This is a genomic window from Acinetobacter sp. TSRC1-2 (assembly GCF_049895885.1).
GTDB lineage: Bacteria > Pseudomonadota > Gammaproteobacteria > Pseudomonadales > Moraxellaceae > Acinetobacter.
In genome coordinates this window covers 37485-55536 of record NZ_JAFCTF010000016.1, presented here as the reverse complement: position 1 = coordinate 55536, position 18052 = coordinate 37485, and the positions used below count along the sequence as shown (strand labels likewise).

At 40.0% G+C, this 18052-nt stretch carries 16 protein-coding genes; 7 read left to right on the top strand and 9 right to left on the bottom strand.

Features of this window, described 5'->3' with window-relative positions:
* Positions 1 to 135: 135 nt before the first annotated feature.
* Positions 136 to 1146: an AraC family transcriptional regulator gene (locus ACP69Y_RS14955; protein WP_425919275.1), complete on the bottom strand. Its 1011-nt coding sequence runs from the start codon at positions 1144 to 1146 to the stop codon at positions 136 to 138.
* Positions 1147 to 1389: 243 nt separating this feature from the next.
* On the opposite strand from ACP69Y_RS14955, the gene ACP69Y_RS14950 reads away from it, so the two are divergent.
* From ACP69Y_RS14950 to ACP69Y_RS14940, 3 genes are all read left to right on the top strand, one after another.
* Positions 1390 to 2508, top strand: a complete 1119-nt coding sequence (locus ACP69Y_RS14950; protein WP_425919244.1) for a CaiB/BaiF CoA transferase family protein — start codon at positions 1390 to 1392, stop codon at positions 2506 to 2508.
* 313 nt (positions 2509 to 2821) lie between these two features.
* Complete coding sequence (locus ACP69Y_RS14945) at positions 2822 to 4465, top strand: nitrite/sulfite reductase (RefSeq protein WP_425919243.1); 1644 nt, start codon at positions 2822 to 2824, stop codon at positions 4463 to 4465.
* Positions 4458 to 4943, top strand: coding sequence for a DUF934 domain-containing protein (locus ACP69Y_RS14940; RefSeq protein ID WP_425919242.1), 486 nt, complete (start codon positions 4458 to 4460; stop codon positions 4941 to 4943). Before ACP69Y_RS14945 ends, ACP69Y_RS14940 begins: the two co-directional genes overlap by 8 nt.
* 83 nt (positions 4944 to 5026) lie before the next feature.
* Here the strand turns inward: ACP69Y_RS14940 and ACP69Y_RS14935 are convergent, their stop codons facing one another.
* The 3 genes from ACP69Y_RS14935 to ACP69Y_RS14925 all read right to left on the bottom strand — a co-directional run bounded on the left by ACP69Y_RS14935 (position 5027) and on the right by ACP69Y_RS14925 (position 7454).
* Entirely contained in the window at positions 5027 to 5476 is a 450-nt protein-coding gene (locus tag ACP69Y_RS14935; protein WP_425919274.1) for a VOC family protein, read from the bottom strand.
* Positions 5477 to 5642: 166 nt separating this feature from the next.
* Positions 5643 to 6818 (bottom strand): thiolase family protein, encoded by a 1176-nt coding sequence (locus tag ACP69Y_RS14930; protein WP_425919241.1) that lies wholly within the window; start codon positions 6816 to 6818, stop codon positions 5643 to 5645.
* A gap of 114 nt (positions 6819 to 6932) precedes the next feature.
* Entirely contained in the window at positions 6933 to 7454 is a 522-nt protein-coding gene (locus ACP69Y_RS14925; RefSeq protein WP_425919240.1) for a GspH/FimT family pseudopilin, read from the bottom strand.
* Positions 7455 to 7824: 370 nt separating this feature from the next.
* Between ACP69Y_RS14925 and omp38 the strand changes: the two genes are divergently transcribed.
* Positions 7825 to 8868: an outer membrane protein Omp38 gene (gene omp38, locus ACP69Y_RS14920; RefSeq protein ID WP_425919239.1), complete on the top strand. Its 1044-nt coding sequence runs from the start codon at positions 7825 to 7827 to the stop codon at positions 8866 to 8868.
* Between the two features lie 142 nt (positions 8869 to 9010).
* Entirely contained in the window at positions 9011 to 9847 is an 837-nt protein-coding gene (locus tag ACP69Y_RS14915; RefSeq protein ID WP_425919238.1) for an alpha/beta fold hydrolase, read from the top strand.
* Between the two features lie 70 nt (positions 9848 to 9917).
* On the opposite strand, the gene ACP69Y_RS14910 is transcribed toward ACP69Y_RS14915, so the two are convergent.
* The 3 genes from ACP69Y_RS14910 to ACP69Y_RS14900 all read right to left on the bottom strand — a co-directional run bounded on the left by ACP69Y_RS14910 (position 9918) and on the right by ACP69Y_RS14900 (position 13855).
* Positions 9918 to 11384 (bottom strand): amino acid permease, encoded by a 1467-nt coding sequence (locus ACP69Y_RS14910; RefSeq protein WP_425919236.1) that lies wholly within the window; start codon positions 11382 to 11384, stop codon positions 9918 to 9920.
* Complete coding sequence (locus ACP69Y_RS14905) at positions 11384 to 12418, bottom strand: methyltransferase (RefSeq protein WP_425919235.1); 1035 nt, start codon at positions 12416 to 12418, stop codon at positions 11384 to 11386. Before ACP69Y_RS14905 ends, ACP69Y_RS14910 begins: the two co-directional genes overlap by 1 nt.
* A 66-nt stretch (positions 12419 to 12484) precedes the next feature.
* Positions 12485 to 13855: a uracil-xanthine permease family protein gene (locus ACP69Y_RS14900; protein WP_425919234.1), complete on the bottom strand. Its 1371-nt coding sequence runs from the start codon at positions 13853 to 13855 to the stop codon at positions 12485 to 12487.
* A gap of 172 nt (positions 13856 to 14027) precedes the next feature.
* On the opposite strand from ACP69Y_RS14900, the gene typA reads away from it, so the two are divergent.
* On the top strand, positions 14028 to 15863 hold the full coding sequence (gene typA / locus ACP69Y_RS14895) for a translational GTPase TypA (protein ID WP_425919233.1): 1836 nt from the start codon (positions 14028 to 14030) through the stop codon (positions 15861 to 15863).
* 222 nt (positions 15864 to 16085) lie between these two features.
* Complete coding sequence (mscL, locus tag ACP69Y_RS14890) at positions 16086 to 16523, top strand: large conductance mechanosensitive channel protein MscL (RefSeq protein WP_425919232.1); 438 nt, start codon at positions 16086 to 16088, stop codon at positions 16521 to 16523.
* Between the two features lie 117 nt (positions 16524 to 16640).
* On the opposite strand, the gene ACP69Y_RS14885 is transcribed toward mscL, so the two are convergent.
* Positions 16641 to 16922 carry a peptidylprolyl isomerase gene (locus tag ACP69Y_RS14885; protein WP_131217661.1) on the bottom strand — a complete coding sequence of 94 codons (282 nt, stop codon included), beginning with the start codon at positions 16920 to 16922 and terminating at the stop codon, positions 16641 to 16643.
* On the bottom strand, positions 16919 to 17773 hold the full coding sequence (mutM, locus tag ACP69Y_RS14880; protein ID WP_425919231.1) for a bifunctional DNA-formamidopyrimidine glycosylase/DNA-(apurinic or apyrimidinic site) lyase: 855 nt from the start codon (positions 17771 to 17773) through the stop codon (positions 16919 to 16921). The genes ACP69Y_RS14885 and mutM overlap by 4 nt, the downstream gene beginning before the upstream one ends.
* Positions 17774 to 18052 lie beyond the last annotated feature (279 nt).

Genomic DNA, 18052 nt, shown 5'->3' with positions numbered 1-18052 from the left:
TTATACTTTTCGAGTGTAATGATTAATTTTTGAAGTGCAATGACAAGAACGGATCAGATCAAATGACTTTTTTAGCCAATAAAAAAAGCCCAGACATTTTAGTCTGGGCGGAGAAACTGCTATGCAATTAAATGATTAATGATAGCCATGTAATTGGCGATACAGTCCAGGTGTTACGCCAGTCCATTTCTTAAATGCACGATGGAAAGTACTGGTTTCACTGAAACCGACTTGTTGTGCTACATCTTCCAAGGTTAAACCTGGGTTGAGTAAAAGGTGAATGGCAGCATCACGACGTAATGCATCTTTAACACCTTGATAGCTTTTACCTTCAGCAGCCAAACGACGACGTAAAGTTTGTGGCGACAAGTACAGCATAGATGCCACATCATTCAAGGTTGGCATTTCTTCACCAATTTGGCTCTTGAGGACTTCACGAATACGTGAAGTTAAAGAGTTGGTATTTTTGAATTTAACCAGTAATTGAGCCGGTGCCGCTTTTAAGAATTCTTCCAGATTTTCTTCAGTTTGACGCAGTGGTAAATCCAGATAATCTGCTGCAAACGTAATTTCGGTACGTGCTGCATCAAACTGCATCACCGGTGCGAAGAAGAGGGCATCGTATTCATCGGCATGTGCAGGGCGTGGATAGCCGAAGTGCACACGTTCCAGTGGAATACGGCGTTCAATTAGCCAAGAGGCTAAACCGTGCCAAATCATCAACATACTTTCGGTAATGAAATGGTCGGGATCCATGCTTTGGGGAACATGAGGAACCAGACGTGCTTCGTGTTTATCACGTTCTATAGTCACTGACCATTCATCACCAAACAGTTTATAGAATTGTGCAGAAAGATCTAAAGCATCTCCTAGCGTTTTCGCGTGAATAATCAACTGACACATAATGGCAAAAGTGCCCAAGCGACGTGGCTGTAAATCAAAGCCCATATGTTCGTCTTGAGTCACCATCCATAACATCCTAACAAATCGGGTGTATTGCTCAGGAGAAATACGTGCTTTAGGTTGACGTAATAAGTCGGGTTCAATGCCTACATGTGACAATAAAGTTTCGACGTCCATACCTAGACGTTTTACACCTGTTAAAGCCGCATTCACGAAGTGGATGCTAATCGTATCGCGACTTATATTAAAGTCTTCAGTTTCTTTATCTTTTATATTCACTGGTAGTTGACCTAATTTTATATTCACTTGTAGTTGACCTAAATGACACTAAAAAATGTTTGGTTGGCAATTTACAATATATATTTTACCTTATCTACATATTAAATTGCCGAAATGATCAAGGTAAATGGCTGAACATGACATTGTTTTGTTGCATTTATATTTCTAATATGGGGAAAAAATCAACATAAAATGAGTAAAAAGAACATGGAAGCTGCTTTAAAAGGACTAAAAGTTCTCGATTTTTCTACGCTTTTGCCGGGACCATTCGCTACATTATATTTAGCTGACTTGGGTGCAGAGGTTATTCATGTGGAATCGCCAACACGTCCGGATTTAATCCGTTTATTGCCACCTTATGCCAATGGACAAGCGACTGCGCATAGTTATTTGAATAGAAATAAACAATCCATAGTGCTGGATTTAAAAGATCCTCAAAATATTGCTTCCATTAAACAGAAAATTTCTGAATTTGACATTGTGATTGAGCAGTTCAGACCCGGGGTAATGCAACGACTTGGCTTGGATTATCAAAACCTTGCCGCAATTAATCCGCGACTGATTTATTGTTCTATTACCGGTTATGGGCAAACCGGACTCTATAAAGATAAAGCCGGTCATGACATCAATTATCTCGCGCTGTCTGGAATTGCAGGGCATAGTGGCCGGCAAGACAGCGGCCCACCCCCGATGGGTATTCAAATTGCAGATGTTGCAGGGGGTTCTTTACACGCAGTAATTGGAATTCTGTCTGCGGTGATTGAACGGCAACGCAGCGGACAGGGGCAATACATTGATATTTCGATGACCGATTGTGTGGTGACCTTAAACAATATGGCTGCAGCAGCATCACTGGCGGGAAAAAGCAGACAATCTGCGGAAAAAGGGCATTTAAATGGGGGAACTTTTTACGATTATTATCAAACCCAAGATGGCCGATACTTGTCTGTGGGGAGTTTAGAACCTCAATTTATGTCCGGCTTAGCCACGATTTTAGAACTTCCAGTACTTCTAGAAAAAGGTGCTTCTTTCGAGGAGTCAGATCGACAATTGGTTAAGCAAGCCATTCAGGACAAAATAAAATCTAAAGCTTTTGTCGAGTGGCAGGCGATTTTCGCAGCGCAAGACGTTTGTGTTGAACCGGTACTGCATTTGGATGAAGCACTGCATTCTGAACTTGCCAAGCAACGACAATGGATTGTCGAGATACCTTTAGATACAAATTCAGAACAGACAGAACAACAGTTAAGTTGCCCAATTAAGTTCTCCCGATCAAAAAATGTCTATAACTTCGTAGGGCAGCGACTCGGACAAGGAAAATGGTGACTCTTTTTCTTTTTTTATCAAATGGTTGAGAATACTTAATTAAAAAATTCCTAGATTCTCATATAAAAGTGGGTAAGTTCACTCACTCAAACTTTCACATTTGTTCTTTATATGAAAAATAATGCTAAACAAGTGAAAAAAACATCAAATCTGATTAAAAAGCAGCTTGATTCGGCTGTATCGGGCTATATCAGTGAAATCCTGACCTGCTTATCAATAAAACCGCTATTAAATATGTAAAAAACGCATTTTGTTGATAGGTTAAATCTCGTTATGCTGTCAGCCGTTATAATGAACCTACTAGCTGTACGCCATGTATTTATATACTGATTTCGATCAGCAACTGATCAATGAACGTGTTGCACAGTTCCGTGACCAAACGGAACGTTATTTAGCGGGTAAATTGACGGAAGATGAATACCGTCCGCTACGTCTCCAAAATGGTTTATACGTTCAACGCTATGCGCCAATGTTACGTATTGCTGTGCCTTACGGTCTAATGAACTCGAACCAACTTCGTAAAATTTCGGATTTGGCTAAAGAATATGACCGTGGTTATGCACATGTATCAACACGTCAAAATATTCAGTTTAACTGGCCTGCACTAGAAAATGTGCCTGACATGTTGGCAGAACTGGCCACTGTACAAATGCATGCCATTCAAACATCGGGTAACTGTATTCGTAATACCACAACTGACCAATATGCTGGTGTGGTTGCCGGTGAAATTGCCGATCCACGTCCGACCTGTGAATTGATTCGTCAATGGTCAACGTTCCACCCAGAATTCGCTTTCTTGCCGCGTAAATTTAAAATTGCGGTGTCTGCACTGGCTGAAATAGACCGTGCTGCAGTTTCATTCCATGATATCGGTGTGTATATCGTGAAAAATGAAGCAGGCGAGATCGGCTATAAAATTAAAGTGGGTGGTGGCCTCGGTCGTACCCCAGTGATTGGTAGCTTCATTCGTGACTTCTTGCCACGTGAAGATTTAATTGCTTATCTTGAAGCCGTACTTCGTGTGTACAACTTGCACGGCCGCCGTGACAACAAATATAAAGCACGTATTAAAATTTTAGTGAAAGCTTTAACGCCTGCTGTATTTGCTGAAAAAGTTGAAGCCGAATTTGCCCATACCATTCAGACCTTGAAAATTCAGCCTGAAATCTTGAAAAAATTGGATGAAGAATTTACGCCATTTGATTATCAAGCTTATGCAGATGAAGATTTCACTGAACAGTTTGCTGCGCATCCAAAATTCAAACAATGGTTCAATATCAATACCAATCCGCATAAAGTGAAAGGCTATCGTATTGTGACGATTTCGCTTAAACGTGCTGGTATTGCACCGGGTGATATGACGGTTGAAGAAATGAATTTGATTGCAGATCTTGCAGACAAATATACTTTTGGTGAACTTCGTACCACACACGAACAAAATATTTCGCTTGTTGATGTTCCGCAAAAAGACTTATTTGAATTGTGGCAAATTCTTGAGCAAAACAACCTTGCACGTGCACACATTGGTTTCTTGACGGACATCATTTGCTGCCCGGGCGGTGACTTCTGCTCATTGGCAAATGCAAAATCGATTCCTATTTCTGAAGCGATCTCGCGTCGTTTTGATGACTTGGATACCGTATATAACCTCGGTCACATCGACTTGAATATTTCAGGTTGTATGAATGCCTGTGGTCATCACCATGTCGGTAATATCGGTATTTTAGGTGTTGATAAAAAAGGCGCTGAATTCTACCAAATTACTTTAGGTGGTAATGCCGATCATGATGCTTCAATTGGGGATATCTTGGGACCATCATTTGCAGCAGATCGTGTACCGGATGTAGTAGAAGAAATCTTGAATACTTATCTTGATTTGCGTGCTGATGGTGAAGAGTTTATCGAAACCTACCGTCGTGTTGGCATTCAACCCTTTAAGGAGCGTGCATATGCTTAATACCGCACTACAAGTGCTCTCTAAAGATGGCACAATTGTAGATAATACCTATCAATTGATGGGTGAAGATGGCGTATTACCACAAGGTGACGTGGTTCTGACTGTAGAACAGCTTGATCAATTGGCAAATGTATCTGGCAAAAAAGCCTTATACATTACTGTTGATGCTTCTCCTGAAGTCAATGAATTCCCGCTGGATCAGTTAGATGCAATCTTTATTGAATTTGCAGGCTTTAACGATGGTCGTGGCTATTCATTTGCGGCATTGTTGCGCCGTCAAGGTTATCAAGGTGAACTTCGCGCGACTGGCGATATCTTTAAAGATGTATTGAACTATTTAAAACGTTCAGGTTTCGATACTTTCGTGGTTAAAGAAGGTAAAGATATTTTGGAAGCTGCTGCGGGTTTAAACGATTTTAAAAATCCGTACCAAGCATCTACTGCAGTTGCACAAGCACGTTATCAAACAGGTGCTTAATCTAAATTAAATTGCTGTAAAAAAAGTAAAAAAGCCGGAGTAATTCCGGCTTTTTTAGGTCTGATATTTAGAGAAATTTAATCTCACATTGCATCGAGTTGACAGTTAATCATCCATTTAATCCCAAACTGATCGGTAAATGCACCGTATAGTGCACCCCAAAACGTCTTTTCCAAGGGCATTTCAATTTGTCCATTGACAGATAAAGCCTCAAACAAGCGTTTTGCTTCCGCTTGTTCATCGGCATTCAGATTGATCGAAATATAGTGATTATTACCTTTAGTGAAAACGGTATTGTTTTGTGCACAGAACTGATCATTGGTATCGGATGCCATCAGTTCTGTATATTCGTTGATGAGTAGCGAAACATGCAGGATTAGATTTTTATCTGCTTCAGAGAGCGTGACACCTTCTTCCACCGGTAACTCACCATAACGGGTAAGATTCGAAAATTCGCCACCAAACACTGATTTATAAAAGTTAAAGGCAGCTTCAGTTTCACCTTGGAAATTGAGGTAATGATTAAGTTGCATGGGGATGCCTGTTTTTTTGTTATTTTCCTGCTCTAATTTAGCAGACTTGAGCTTAAATTTTGATAATAAAATATGAAGAAGTGTAAGCATAAAAAATCCCTCAAAAGAGGGGTTTTTTCTCATCTCTCCCTATGGGAGAGATGAGAAGCAGTGCTTCGCAAGGAAATTAAAGCAGTTCAATCGCTACGGCAGTCGCTTCACCACCACCGATACACAGGGCAGCAATCCCTTTTTTGCCACCCGTACGTTTAAGTGCATGAATGAGCGTCAAAATAATACGTGAACCGGTTGAACCTACTGGGTGACCCAATGCGCATGCACCACCATTAATATTCACTTTGGCTGGATCAAGCTTGAAATCATCGATAGGGCACATGGTGACCATGGCAAAGGCTTCGTTGATTTCCCAAAGGTCAACATCTTGAGCATTCCAACCGGTTTTATTGAGCACTTTTTGGATCGCCCCCACAGGAGCAATCGTAAATTCAGATGGATGCTGGGAGTTGGAGGCATACGCCACAATTTTCGCCAGAGGTTTTAAGCCTTTAGTTGCTGCATTGTCACTTGATGTGAGTACAAGCGCAGATGCACCATCTGAAATAGAGCTGGCATTGGCAGCAGTAATCGTACCGTCTTTAGCAAAAGCAGGACGTAATGTTGGAATTTTTGCAATGTTGGCATTGAATGGTTGTTCATCTTTATCTACCACCACATCGCCTTTACGGGTTGAAACAGTCACAGGAACAATTTCATCAGCAAAGTAACCTTCATTGACTGCAGTTTGCGCACGTTCTAATGAGCGAATGGCAAAGTCATCCATTTGCTCACGTGTATAGCCACGGGTATTTGCCATATCTTGGGCAAAAGAACCCATCAGGCGGCCTGTTTCAGCATCTTCCAGACCATCGAGGAACATGTGATCTTTCACATCACCATGGCCCATACGGTAACCTGAACGTGCTTTGGTCAATACATAAGGTGCATTGCTCATTGATTCCATACCGCCAGCAACCACAATTTCAGCAGACCCTGCTTTAATCATATCGGCAGCTTGCATGACAGCTTTCATGCCTGAGCCACAAAGTTTATTGATGGTGACTGCCCCAGTTGAATCAGGCAGACCGGCTTGACGCATTGCTTGACGCGCAGGTCCTTGCTTTAAACCGGCAGGGAGTACACAGCCCATAATGACTTCTTCGACATCCGTTGGTTGTAATCCTGCACGTGCAATGGCTTCTTTAATTGAAGCTGCACCCAGTTCAGGTGCTGTTACATCCGCTAAGCTACCTTGAAAACCGCCCATAGCTGTACGTGCGCCATTTACAATTACGATGTCTGTCATTTTTTTCTCTCCGAAATTTACTTTTTAGTGAATTATTTTCCAAACTTAAGCAGTATATTGAAAAATGAACAGGAATAAAGTCTGTTTGTTCTACACCTTTAGACTGATAAGTTTTTAGCAAGTGAGTGGATTCTCAATACGAGCATGGCCCATCCTGCTCAATAAAATTTTATTGTGAGTTTGTTGATAATTAGAACAATAATAAAAACTGCCATTTGATCCATTGGGAAGCCCATTTTCAGCTTGAAAAGTTAAGCTTGGAGTATTTAAAGTACCTCTCCAATCTAAACTTCCATATTTTAGCTCAGTTGATTCTGTAGAGATAATTTTTTCATCAGCATCAACCTGTCTATTTTTATTGCTATCTAAAAAAACAATAAAACCTGAATTCCAATGCCTTGCTTGGCAACTCAATTTATTTTGGCTAGGACAAAGAACGACATTGGTGTGATGTATGACAGCATGTGATTTTGCTAATTGAATACTTGAAATTAGTTTGTTTGTAATGTTTTTGATTTCTTGTCTTGCCATTGTTTCGTGAAAATAAGGCAAAGCGATGGAAACAATAATCGCTATAATAGCGAGCGTGATAATAAGCTCAATGAGTGTAAAACCATTTTTTTGTTTGGAAATCATTAAATTAACCTTGCAATGTGTTTTTTTAGTTATTTGTGTTATTAATATTTTGTTTTTTAATGGTTTTTTAGAGCTAATATTTATTACTCAACTTTTAAGAAAGCTGTTAAAATAATTTAGCAAGTGACAATAAGCTATTCATAAGAATAAATTGAGTAAAAAATTACCGAATTACAACGGAAATTGTAAGTAATTTTGTCAATAATTTACTTGATTAAAATTATCAAGCACTTGGAAAAAAATAAAGTGTTTGTATGATTCAAAGTGAATGGCTTAAAAATAAAACTGGGGTATTGGAAAGCCTATCTCAGGATAGCCCAAATTTAGGCTTGAGCTTGAACAACAATTGTTATCTCTGGAGGATAATTCCATGAAAATGAGTCGTATTGCATTAGCAATGCTCGTTGCTGCACCTTTGGCTGCTGCTAACGCTGGCGTAACTATTACACCATTAATGCTTGGTTACACATTCCAAGACACTCAACACAACAACGATGGTTCGGATGGCGAACTTACAAATGGTCCTGAATTACAAGACGATTTGTTTGTAGGTGCTGCAGTTGGTGTAGAACTAACTCCATGGTTAGGTTTTGAAGCTGAATATAACCAAGTTAAAGGTGATGTAGACGGTACTGGCGTTGCTGGTTCAGAATACAAACAAACTCAAATCAATGGTAACTTCTATGCTACTTCTGATTTGATCACTAAAAACTATGACAGCAAAATTAAGCCTTATGTATTGTTAGGTGCTGGTCATTACAAATATGACATCGATGATGTTGCTTTCCACAGTGACGAAGAAGGTACTTTAGGTAACGCTGGTCTTGGTGCTTTCTGGCGCTTAAACGATGCTTTATCTCTACGTACTGAAGCTCGTGGTACTTATAACTTTGACGAAAAATTCTGGAACTATACAGCTTTAGCTGGTCTTAACGTAGTTCTTGGCGGTCACTTGAAACCAGCTGCTCCTGTAGTTGAAGTTGCGCCAGTTGAACCTGTAGCTCCGGTTCAACCAGCTCCACAAGAGTTGACCGAAGACCTTAATATGGAACTTCGTGTGTTCTTTGATACAAACAAATCAAACATCAAAGATCAGTACAAACCAGAAATCGCTAAAGTTGCTGAGAAGTTAGTTGAATATCCAAACGCTACTGCTCGCATCGAAGGCCATACAGATAACACTGGTCCACGTGCATTGAACGAACGTTTATCTTTAGCTCGTGCTAACTCTGTTAAATCTTCACTTGTAAATGAATACAATGTAGATCCAGCTCGTTTGTCTACTCAAGGTTTCGCTTGGGATCAACCGATTGCTGACAACAACACTAAAGAAGGCCGTGCTATGAACCGTCGTGTATTCGCGACAATTTCTGGTAGCCGTACAGTTGTTGCTGAACCAACTCAAGCTCAATAATTAATTATTGATCTGATCTAGAAAAAGCAGCCTTAGGGCTGCTTTTTTTATACCCACTACATAAGCATAACTTGTTTAATACACTGTTTCATTTTTATCTTGTTCTAATAAATACCCCTATACAATAAAAAGAAGCTAAACAATGACACAGATGCTAACGACTAAAGATGGCACCTCAATTTATTATAAAGATTGGGGAAAAGGTAATGTAATTGTCTTTTCACATGGATGGCCTTTATCCAGTGATGCTTTTGAAGATCAAATGTTATTTTTAGCTGAACATGGCTATCGGGTCATTGCATTTGATCGGCGTGGACATGGGCGGTCAAGTCAACCCTGGGGTGGACATACTATTGATCAATATGCAGAAGATTTACATCAATTGGTTGAACATTTAAATTTAGATAATTTTGCTTTAGTCGGGCATTCTACAGGGGGAGCAGTAGTTACACGTTACACAGCAAAGTATGGACAGCAGAAGGTTACTAAACTTGCGTTGATTGCTGCTGTGACTCCGTTAATGATTAAGCGAGATGATTATCCAGACGGAGTTGATCTAGAAGTATTTGATGAAATGCGTGCAAATTTATTGGATAACAGAGCTGATTTTTATCTGGATTTTGCAAAGAAATTTTATGGTTACGACAAATTACTCAATAAAAAATCTGAAGGTGTGATGCAAAATTTTTGGCGTATCGCTATGCAAGGTTCGATCAAAGCACATTATGATTGTATTGAGGCTTTTTCAGAAACAGATTTGCGCGAAGATTTAAAACAGATCACGGTACCGACTTTGGTACTTTATGGAACCGCAGATGAAATTGTACCTCCAGAAATTTGTAGTCGACAGGCGGTAAAGCTTTTAAAGCAGGGCGTAGAAGAGCAAATTAAAGGAGCGCCGCATGGTTTGTGTACTACGCATAAGAATGAAGTTAGTTTTGCTTTAAAACAATTTTTTGCAGAAGGTTCAGTATTATAGAAGACAGATTCACCTGGTCAGGGCAACAGTATAAAAAAACAGCCCGAAGGCTGTTTTTTTAAATAAAAGCTTAATCGCGTTCTACATTTACAGGTTGAACATCCATTTCTTTATATGGAATCAGTTTGGTTTTATATTTCCATTTATAACCTAACCAGATCGCAAGAAATAACGGAATACTGATATAGGTTGAAAGTAAACCTAACCAGTCAATTTTTCCACCAATCAATGCTTCATAGTTTTGACCTAGAATAATGATTGAGCAAAGGATAAAAGCAAACCATGGTGCAAAAGGGAAAAATTTGGCTGTATAAGCTAAATTTTCCAGTTTATAGCCTTGTGCTAAATAGCCTTTACGGAAACGGTAATGTGAAATGGCAATACCTAACCAGACAATAAAACCACACATCCCAGACATATTCAGCAGCCAGTTAAACACTTCTTGTTCGCCAATAAATGTCGTTAAAAAGCAGAGTGCAGCAATTGCAGTGGTGGCATAAAGCGCATTCATCGGTACGCCACGAGGGTCGAGTTTAGCAAACCATTTCGGTGCGCGTCCCTGACGTGCCATATCAAATAGCATACGGGTAGAGGAATACATGCCTGAGTTACCCGCAGACAATATTGCAGTCAGAATCACCGCATTCATTAAACCTGCAGCAAAGGCAAAACCTGCTTTTTCATACAACAATGTAAATGGTGAAAGGGTAATGTTTTCACTGGCAGCGGCTTGTAATAGACGTGGATCATCATAGGCAACTAAGGTACCAATGATAAAAATACACAACACATAGAACAGTAAAATACGCCAGAAAATTTGTTTAATGGCAACAGGGATAGTTTTTTTAGGATCTTTGGATTCACCTGCTGCAACACCCACCATCTCAGTTCCCTGGAACGAGAAGCCGGCAATCATCGCGACACCAATCATCGCTTGTAAGCCGCCAACAAAAGGTGCATCGCCTTTGGTCCAGTTGGAGAAAGTGACCATATTCGGTGTCAGCATGATTTTTGCAATCATGGCAATACCAATAATGATAAATACAATAATCGCAATAACTTTGACCAAAGAGAAGAAGAATTCAGTTTCACCAAAGTTTTTGACGGTCAGGGCATTAATACCAAAAATAATGGCAAGGAAAATGGCACTCCAGTAGAAACCTGGAATATCAGGGAACCAGAACTTCATAATAAACTGTACCGCAACCAGTTCAAAAGCAACGGTAATGGCCCAGTTATACCAATAGTTCCAACCTAAGGCGAAACCAAAGCCGCCTTCCACATATTTAGTCCCATAGGTAAAGAAGGCCCCTGAAGTGGGGTTGTGTGTAGCCAGTTCGCCCAAACTCGTCATTAAGAAATAAATCATTAAACCAATAAGAGCATAAGCAAGTAAGGCACCACCGGGACCCGCATTGGCAATGGTTGCACCAGAAGCCAAGAATAATCCTGTACCAATGGAGCCACCAATGGCGATCATATTGAGATGGCGAGCACCAAGCTTACGCTGTAGGTGGGGTTGATCTGTTTCGCTCATCATTGTTCCTTAACACTTTTTTTAGTCTTGGCGAACAGCACTTTAAAGCCTTGTTGATCGGCTTTAGTCGTACACTGACCAAAATTCTGCTCAATTAATAATGGGTAATTCAGAAAGCGGTTTGCCACAATCCATAATTCGCCGCCCGATTTTAAATGACGTCGTGAAGTTTTGCATAAACTTTCACTGGCGTTGTAATTGGTTTGAATACCCTGATGGAAAGGGGGATTACTGACGATGGCATGCAAGAATAGTGGAGCATCTTCAATACCCGTCACTGCGGTAATTTCAAGTTGTTCTGGTGCAAGATTATTTTTTTCAAAGGTCATACGGGTAGATGCCAAAGCAAAAGCATCAACATCCATCGCGAAGATACGATTTTTAGAATTCAGTTTGGCTAAATAAGCACTGATCACACCCGCACCACAGCCAAAGTCAGCAATTTTACCTGAAGTCACTTGCGATAAAAAAGGCAACAATACGGCTGTGCCTAGATCTAAGCGATTTTGACTAAATACACCCGGAAGAGCGCAGATGGTTAAATCACCTTTAGGCGTCGCGACCGTATATTGCTGCGCCCAATCTGCCAAAGTCTTCGCAGTCACTGTAGATTCAATGGTGAGTTGCCACATTTGACAATGACGTGCGCTATCGAGTTTAAGGGCTTTGCCATAAGGTTGCAGTTGTTTGGCTGCGCGTTCGACACCGGCTTTTTTTTCACCGACCAGAAAGATAGAAGAACCTAAACTTAAACGGCTTACGACATTGTGTAAGATATAATTTAATAATTCTTTTGACTTCGGCACAAAAATGATCGCTTGATCAAAATCAGCCTCAGGAAGGTCGACACCAAAATGGACATTGGCTTGTTGTGACTGAAAATATTGAAATTCATTATAATTCCAAGTCCACAAACTAGGGGTGATGTCTTTCTCTAAATTGGAAAGTAAGTCATCTGTTGGTGCATTAACCAACAATATACGTCCTGAAAGATATTCATGCTGTCGAATGACAACTTCACTTCTTGGATCCATTTTTTTATCTCGCCATTGAAAAACTCTGCCCAGACAATGCTGGGCAGAGTTGATGCTGAAATGAAATTATTTCTTCGACTCAGGAAGAATAATATTTAATAACAATGCTGCAATACCCCCTGTAGCTACACCTGAACTGAAGATGTTACGGAATAATTCAGGCAGGTGTTCAAGAATTTGTGGCACTTGTGCAACCCCCAAACCGAGGGCAAGTGAGATTGCAATAATCAATAACGCACGACGGTCAAGTTGCACACCTGAAAGGATATTGATCCCAGAAGCTGCAACAGCACCAAACATTACCATAACCGCACCACCCAACACGGCTTGAGGAACCGCTTGAATGACACCCGCAACCGCAGGAAGCAATCCAAGAATCACCAATAAAGCTGCAATCCAGATACCGACATAACGGCTGGCAACACCAGTCAGTTGAATCACACCGTTATTTTGTGCAAAGACAGAACTTGGGAAAGTATTAAAAATACCGGCTAAGAAAGAGTTTGCACCATTTACAAGCACGCCACCTTTAATACGTTCCATCCATTTCGGACCATCTACCGGTTGGTTTGAAATTTTAGAAGTTGCGGTGATGTCACCAATCGCTTCTAGCGACGTTACCAGATAAATAAATGCCATTGGAATAAACAAGCTCCAAGAGAAACTTAAACCAAAGTGCATCGGGGTCGGAATTTGAACAATTGGTGCATCTTTTAAGCCGGAAAAATCAAGATGTCCCATGAAGCCTGCAAGGGTATAGCCAATAATTAAAGCAATTAGAATCGCCGAGCTTTTTACCCAGGTAATACGGATACGATTCAAAATAATAATGACCGCCAGTACGGTACATGACATGATCAGGTTATCAGCGTTAGCGAACGTTTTATCGCCCATTGCCTGATAACCGCCCCCCATACTAATTAGACCTTCTTTAATCAAGGTCAAACCAATCAGCAGGACAACAATACCTGTAACAAGCGGAGTAATGAGCTTTTTCACCCACGGTAAGATGCGTGAAACACCCATTTCAATAAATGAGCCTGCAATCACCACACCAAAAATAGAGGCCATGACGGCTTCAACAGGGGTACCCGCAGCGACCATTGCCGAGCCAATCCCTATAATTGGGCCAATAAAGTTGAAGCTGGTACCTTGAACAATCAGCAAACCTGCCCCAAAAGGACCGACCTTCTTACATTGTAAAAAGGTAGCAATGCCCGAGATCACCAATGACATTGAAAGAATCATATTGGTGTCTTCTTTTGAAACACCGAGGGCTAAACAAATCAGCAAACCGGGCGTGACAATCGGGACAATAATTGCAAGTAAATGTTGCAGTGCAGCCAAAAACGCGATGACGGGTTGAGGACGATCATTCAATCCATAGACCAAATCAAGGCGCTCTTTTTGTTCGGGAGGGGTATTTAAATCAGACATGTAAGAAGGTACAGCAGCAATTTGCCGTTATTCTAATCGAGTTACAGGACATTACAAATGAAAAAAAGCCTGATTTGTCAAAAAAACTTGTAACTGTCACTGAACTGTCACTACTAAAACTTTGTATTTTTCTGTATAATTTGCCCTCAAATTAAATATGCATCGAATATACATGTCAGATATTAAAACTCTCCGTAACATCGCCATTATTGCGCACGTCGATCATGGTAAAACCACTCTTGTAGACAAACTTTTGCAACAATCAGGTGCTCTCGGTGATCGCGCGGGTGAGATCGAGCGTGTCATGGATTCTGGCGCTATTGAAAGTGAACGTGGTATTACCATTCTTGCAAAAAACACTGCAATTAAATGGCTAGATGCGCGTACAAACACTGAATATCGCATTAACATCGTGGACACCCCGGGACACGCAGACTTCGGTGGTGAAGTTGAACGTGTAATGTCAATGGTTGACTGTGTATTGCTTCTTGTTGACTCTCAAGAAGGTCCAATGCCACAAACGCGTTTTGTGACATCAAAAGCCTTTGCAAGCGGTCTAAAGCCAATCGTAATCATTAACAAAGTAGACAAGCCAAGCGCGCGTCCAGACTGGGTAATTGACCAAGTATTTGACTTGTTCGACAACCTGGGTGCTACTGATGAACAGTTAGACTTCCCAATTGTTTATGCTTCAGGCTTACGTGGTGTTGCAGGTCCTTCTCCAGAAGAACTTGCTGAAGATATGACACCTTTGTTCCAAACAATCGTAGATATCGTTGAACCACCAAAAGTTGACGTTGATGGTCCATTCCAAATGCAAGTGTCTTCACTTGACTATAACAGCTTCGTAGGTGTTATCGGTGTGGGTCGTATTCAACGTGGTTCAGTAAAATTAAATACCCAAGTTACTGTAATCGATAAAGAAGGTAAGACTCGTAACGGTCGTATCTTAAAAATTATGGGTTACCATGGTTTAGACCGTGTAGATATTGAAGAAGCAAATGCTGGTGACATCGTTTGTGTAACTGGTATTGATGCACTTAACATTTCTGACACAATTTGTGATCCTAAAAATGTTGAAGCTTTACCGCCATTGTCTGTAGACGAACCTACAGTAACCATGACATTCCAAGTAAACAACTCACCGTTTGCTGGTAAAGAAGGTAAATTCGTTACTTCACGTAACATCCGTGAACGTCTAGACCGTGAATTGATTCACAACGTTGCATTACGTGTTGAAGATACTGATTCTCCAGACCGTTTCAAAGTGTCTGGCCGTGGTGAACTTCACCTTTCAGTTCTGATTGAAAACATGCGTCGCGAAGGCTTCGAAATGGGCGTATCACGTCCACAAGTAATCTTGAAAGAAGTTGACGGTGTAAAACAAGAACCGTACGAAAACGTGACTTTCGACGTTGAAGAACAGCACCAAGGTTCTGTAATGGAACAAATGGGTCACCGTAAAGGCGAAATGACCAATATGGAAGTTGACGGTAAAGGCCGTATCCGTATTGAAGCGACTGTTCCTTCACGTGGCTTGATTGGTTTCCGTTCTGAATTCCTGACCATGACTTCTGGTACAGGGATCATGACGTCAAGCTTCTCGCATTACGGTCCAATGAAACAAGGTACTGTTGCGAAACGTCAAAACGGTGTATTAATTTCTATGGTTCAAGGTACTTGCCTTGGCTATGCACTGTTCACTCTTCAAGACCGTGGTCGTCTATTCGCTAAACCACAGTTAGAAGTTTACGAAGGTATGATCATAGGTATTAACTCACGTTCTGACGACATGGCTGTTAACCCGACTAAAGCGAAACAGTTAACTAACGTACGTGCATCTGGTACAGATGAAGCGTTAACATTAGTACCTGCAATTGAATACACACTTGAACAAGCGCTTGAATTCATTGAAGATGATGAATTGGTTGAAGTAACACCTAAATCAATCCGTATCCGTAAACGTTGGTTGACTGAAAACGAACGTAAACGTAACCGTGGTAAATAAGATTCAAAATAATTTTGTTCACTAAGAGCAATGTTATGAAAAAATGCTATCAAGGAATTGATAGCATTTTTTTTGTTTATAATTAGCAATTCAATATATTCAACTTAAATAATTCCGAGTAAGTTAGAAGGAATTATGAACTGTTATAGATGCATTACCGCATCATACAGTTCTCAAAATATATTAATAAAGAATAGCTTTAAAGATAAACGGGAGAAAGATATGAGTATTGTTCAAGAGTTTAAAGAATTTGCCATTAAAGGCAATATGATGGATTTAGCGATTGGGATCATTATTGGTGGTGCTTTCGGTAAAATCATTGATTCATTGGTTAATGACATTATTATGCCTTTAATCACTGTGATTACTGGTGGTGGTGTAGATTTCACTCAGAAATTTTTCATATTAGGGAAGAACCCCGATAATTTACAATCTTTAGATGCCTTAACTAAGGCGGGTGTAAACGTACTGACTTATGGTAACTTTTTAACCGTACTCTTAAACTTCCTTATTCTGGCTTGGGTGGTATTCATGTTGGTGAAACTCATGAACCGTTTACGTAAACAGGAAGGACCGGTAGAGGAAACCGCAACAACTCCAGCCGATATCGAATTGCTTCGCGAAATTCGCGATGAATTAAAAAAACGTCCGCAGGTATAATTTTATTCATAAAAAAACGGCATCTTGAGGTGCCGTTTTTTTATTTGTGATTTACCTTTCCCTTACGAAGTAGTACTTCTTATCTCTTAAAAGGAGAGGGGATTTAAAATCTGAAGCTTAATCCATCCGAAACTTAATTTCTAACAAATGCCAACCGAACTGACTTTTAATGGGGCCATGTAATTCACGTTCAGCCAGCGTAAATACGGCTTTATCAATCGGACCAACCAACTGACCTTTTTTAATCTCTCCAAGTTCACCACCTTTTTTACCTGATGGGCATGTTGAATGCTGTTTGGCAATTTTGGCAAAATCTGCACCGGCTTTAATTTTCTTTTTGAGTTGTTCAGCCAACTCTTTATCTTTGACTAAAATATGACGGACGATGGCAGATTTCATGCTTTATTCCCTTTAGATGGAGTCTTGGTCGCTATTTTAACTTTTTTTAAAGGCTGACATTGCGGACAAAATACACTGGCACGTTGTCCAAGCTTCAAATTTTCCAATGTCGTTTCACAGTTGACACACATTTCACCAGCACGACCGTAGGCCAACAGAGTTTGCTGGAAATAGCCGTTTTCACCCATCGCATTACTATAGTCTCGTAGGGTAGAACCGCCTAAATCAATCGCCTGTTTTAAAATTCGTTTAATTTCAATGACCAATTTTTCAATTTGAAGACGGGTTAAACTTGATGCAGGCTGGGCAGGGTGAATACCGAGATTAAACAGACTCTCAGTTGCGTAAATATTGCCTACACCGACCACAATATGATTGTCCATAATCGCCACTTTGGCACCGACATTTTTCTTTTTAAATTTATCGAACAGATAATCAGTATTAAATGCCTCACTTAAAGGTTCAGGTCCTAAAGTATCAATCAGTTTGCTTTGTGAGTGGGGATCTAACCACAAAATACAGCCAAAACGACGCGGGTCGTGATAACGCAGTTCTACATCTTCAAACTGAATAATCAAATGATCATGCTTGCGTAATTCTGTATGGGCATCGCAAAGACGAAAGCTACCCGACATGCCTAAATGCCAGAGCATAGTATTGTGTTCAAACTCTGCCAAAATATATTTAGAACGTCGGGTCAGCTTAAGCAGTTTTTGTCCTTTCAATTTCTGAATATCTTCAGGGATAAGCCAGCGTAAACTAGACTGATGCACTTCAACTTTTAAGACTTTTTGGTCAATTAAAGGTAATAAACTGGTTTTGGTGGTTTCGACTTCAGGTAATTCAGGCATGTTGGATTTTAGTGTGAGTAGATAAAGCTAATATCGGGTTGCAAGTCGCTGAATGCAAGTTTTTATTTTAAATTGCAGCAAGTGAGATTTCTCATTTAAATTATAAATATCTATCTTTTAAATTGATTAAAAATATACCCATTAGTCTAATTTTAACTGCCATTTTTAACATGAGTAATTATTTTTTAAATTTTGTTTTTTACTTAATTTATTGAAAAATATTGGTATATTTAATTTTAATCAAACTAATTGTTATTTATTTTAATTTATATATAACTT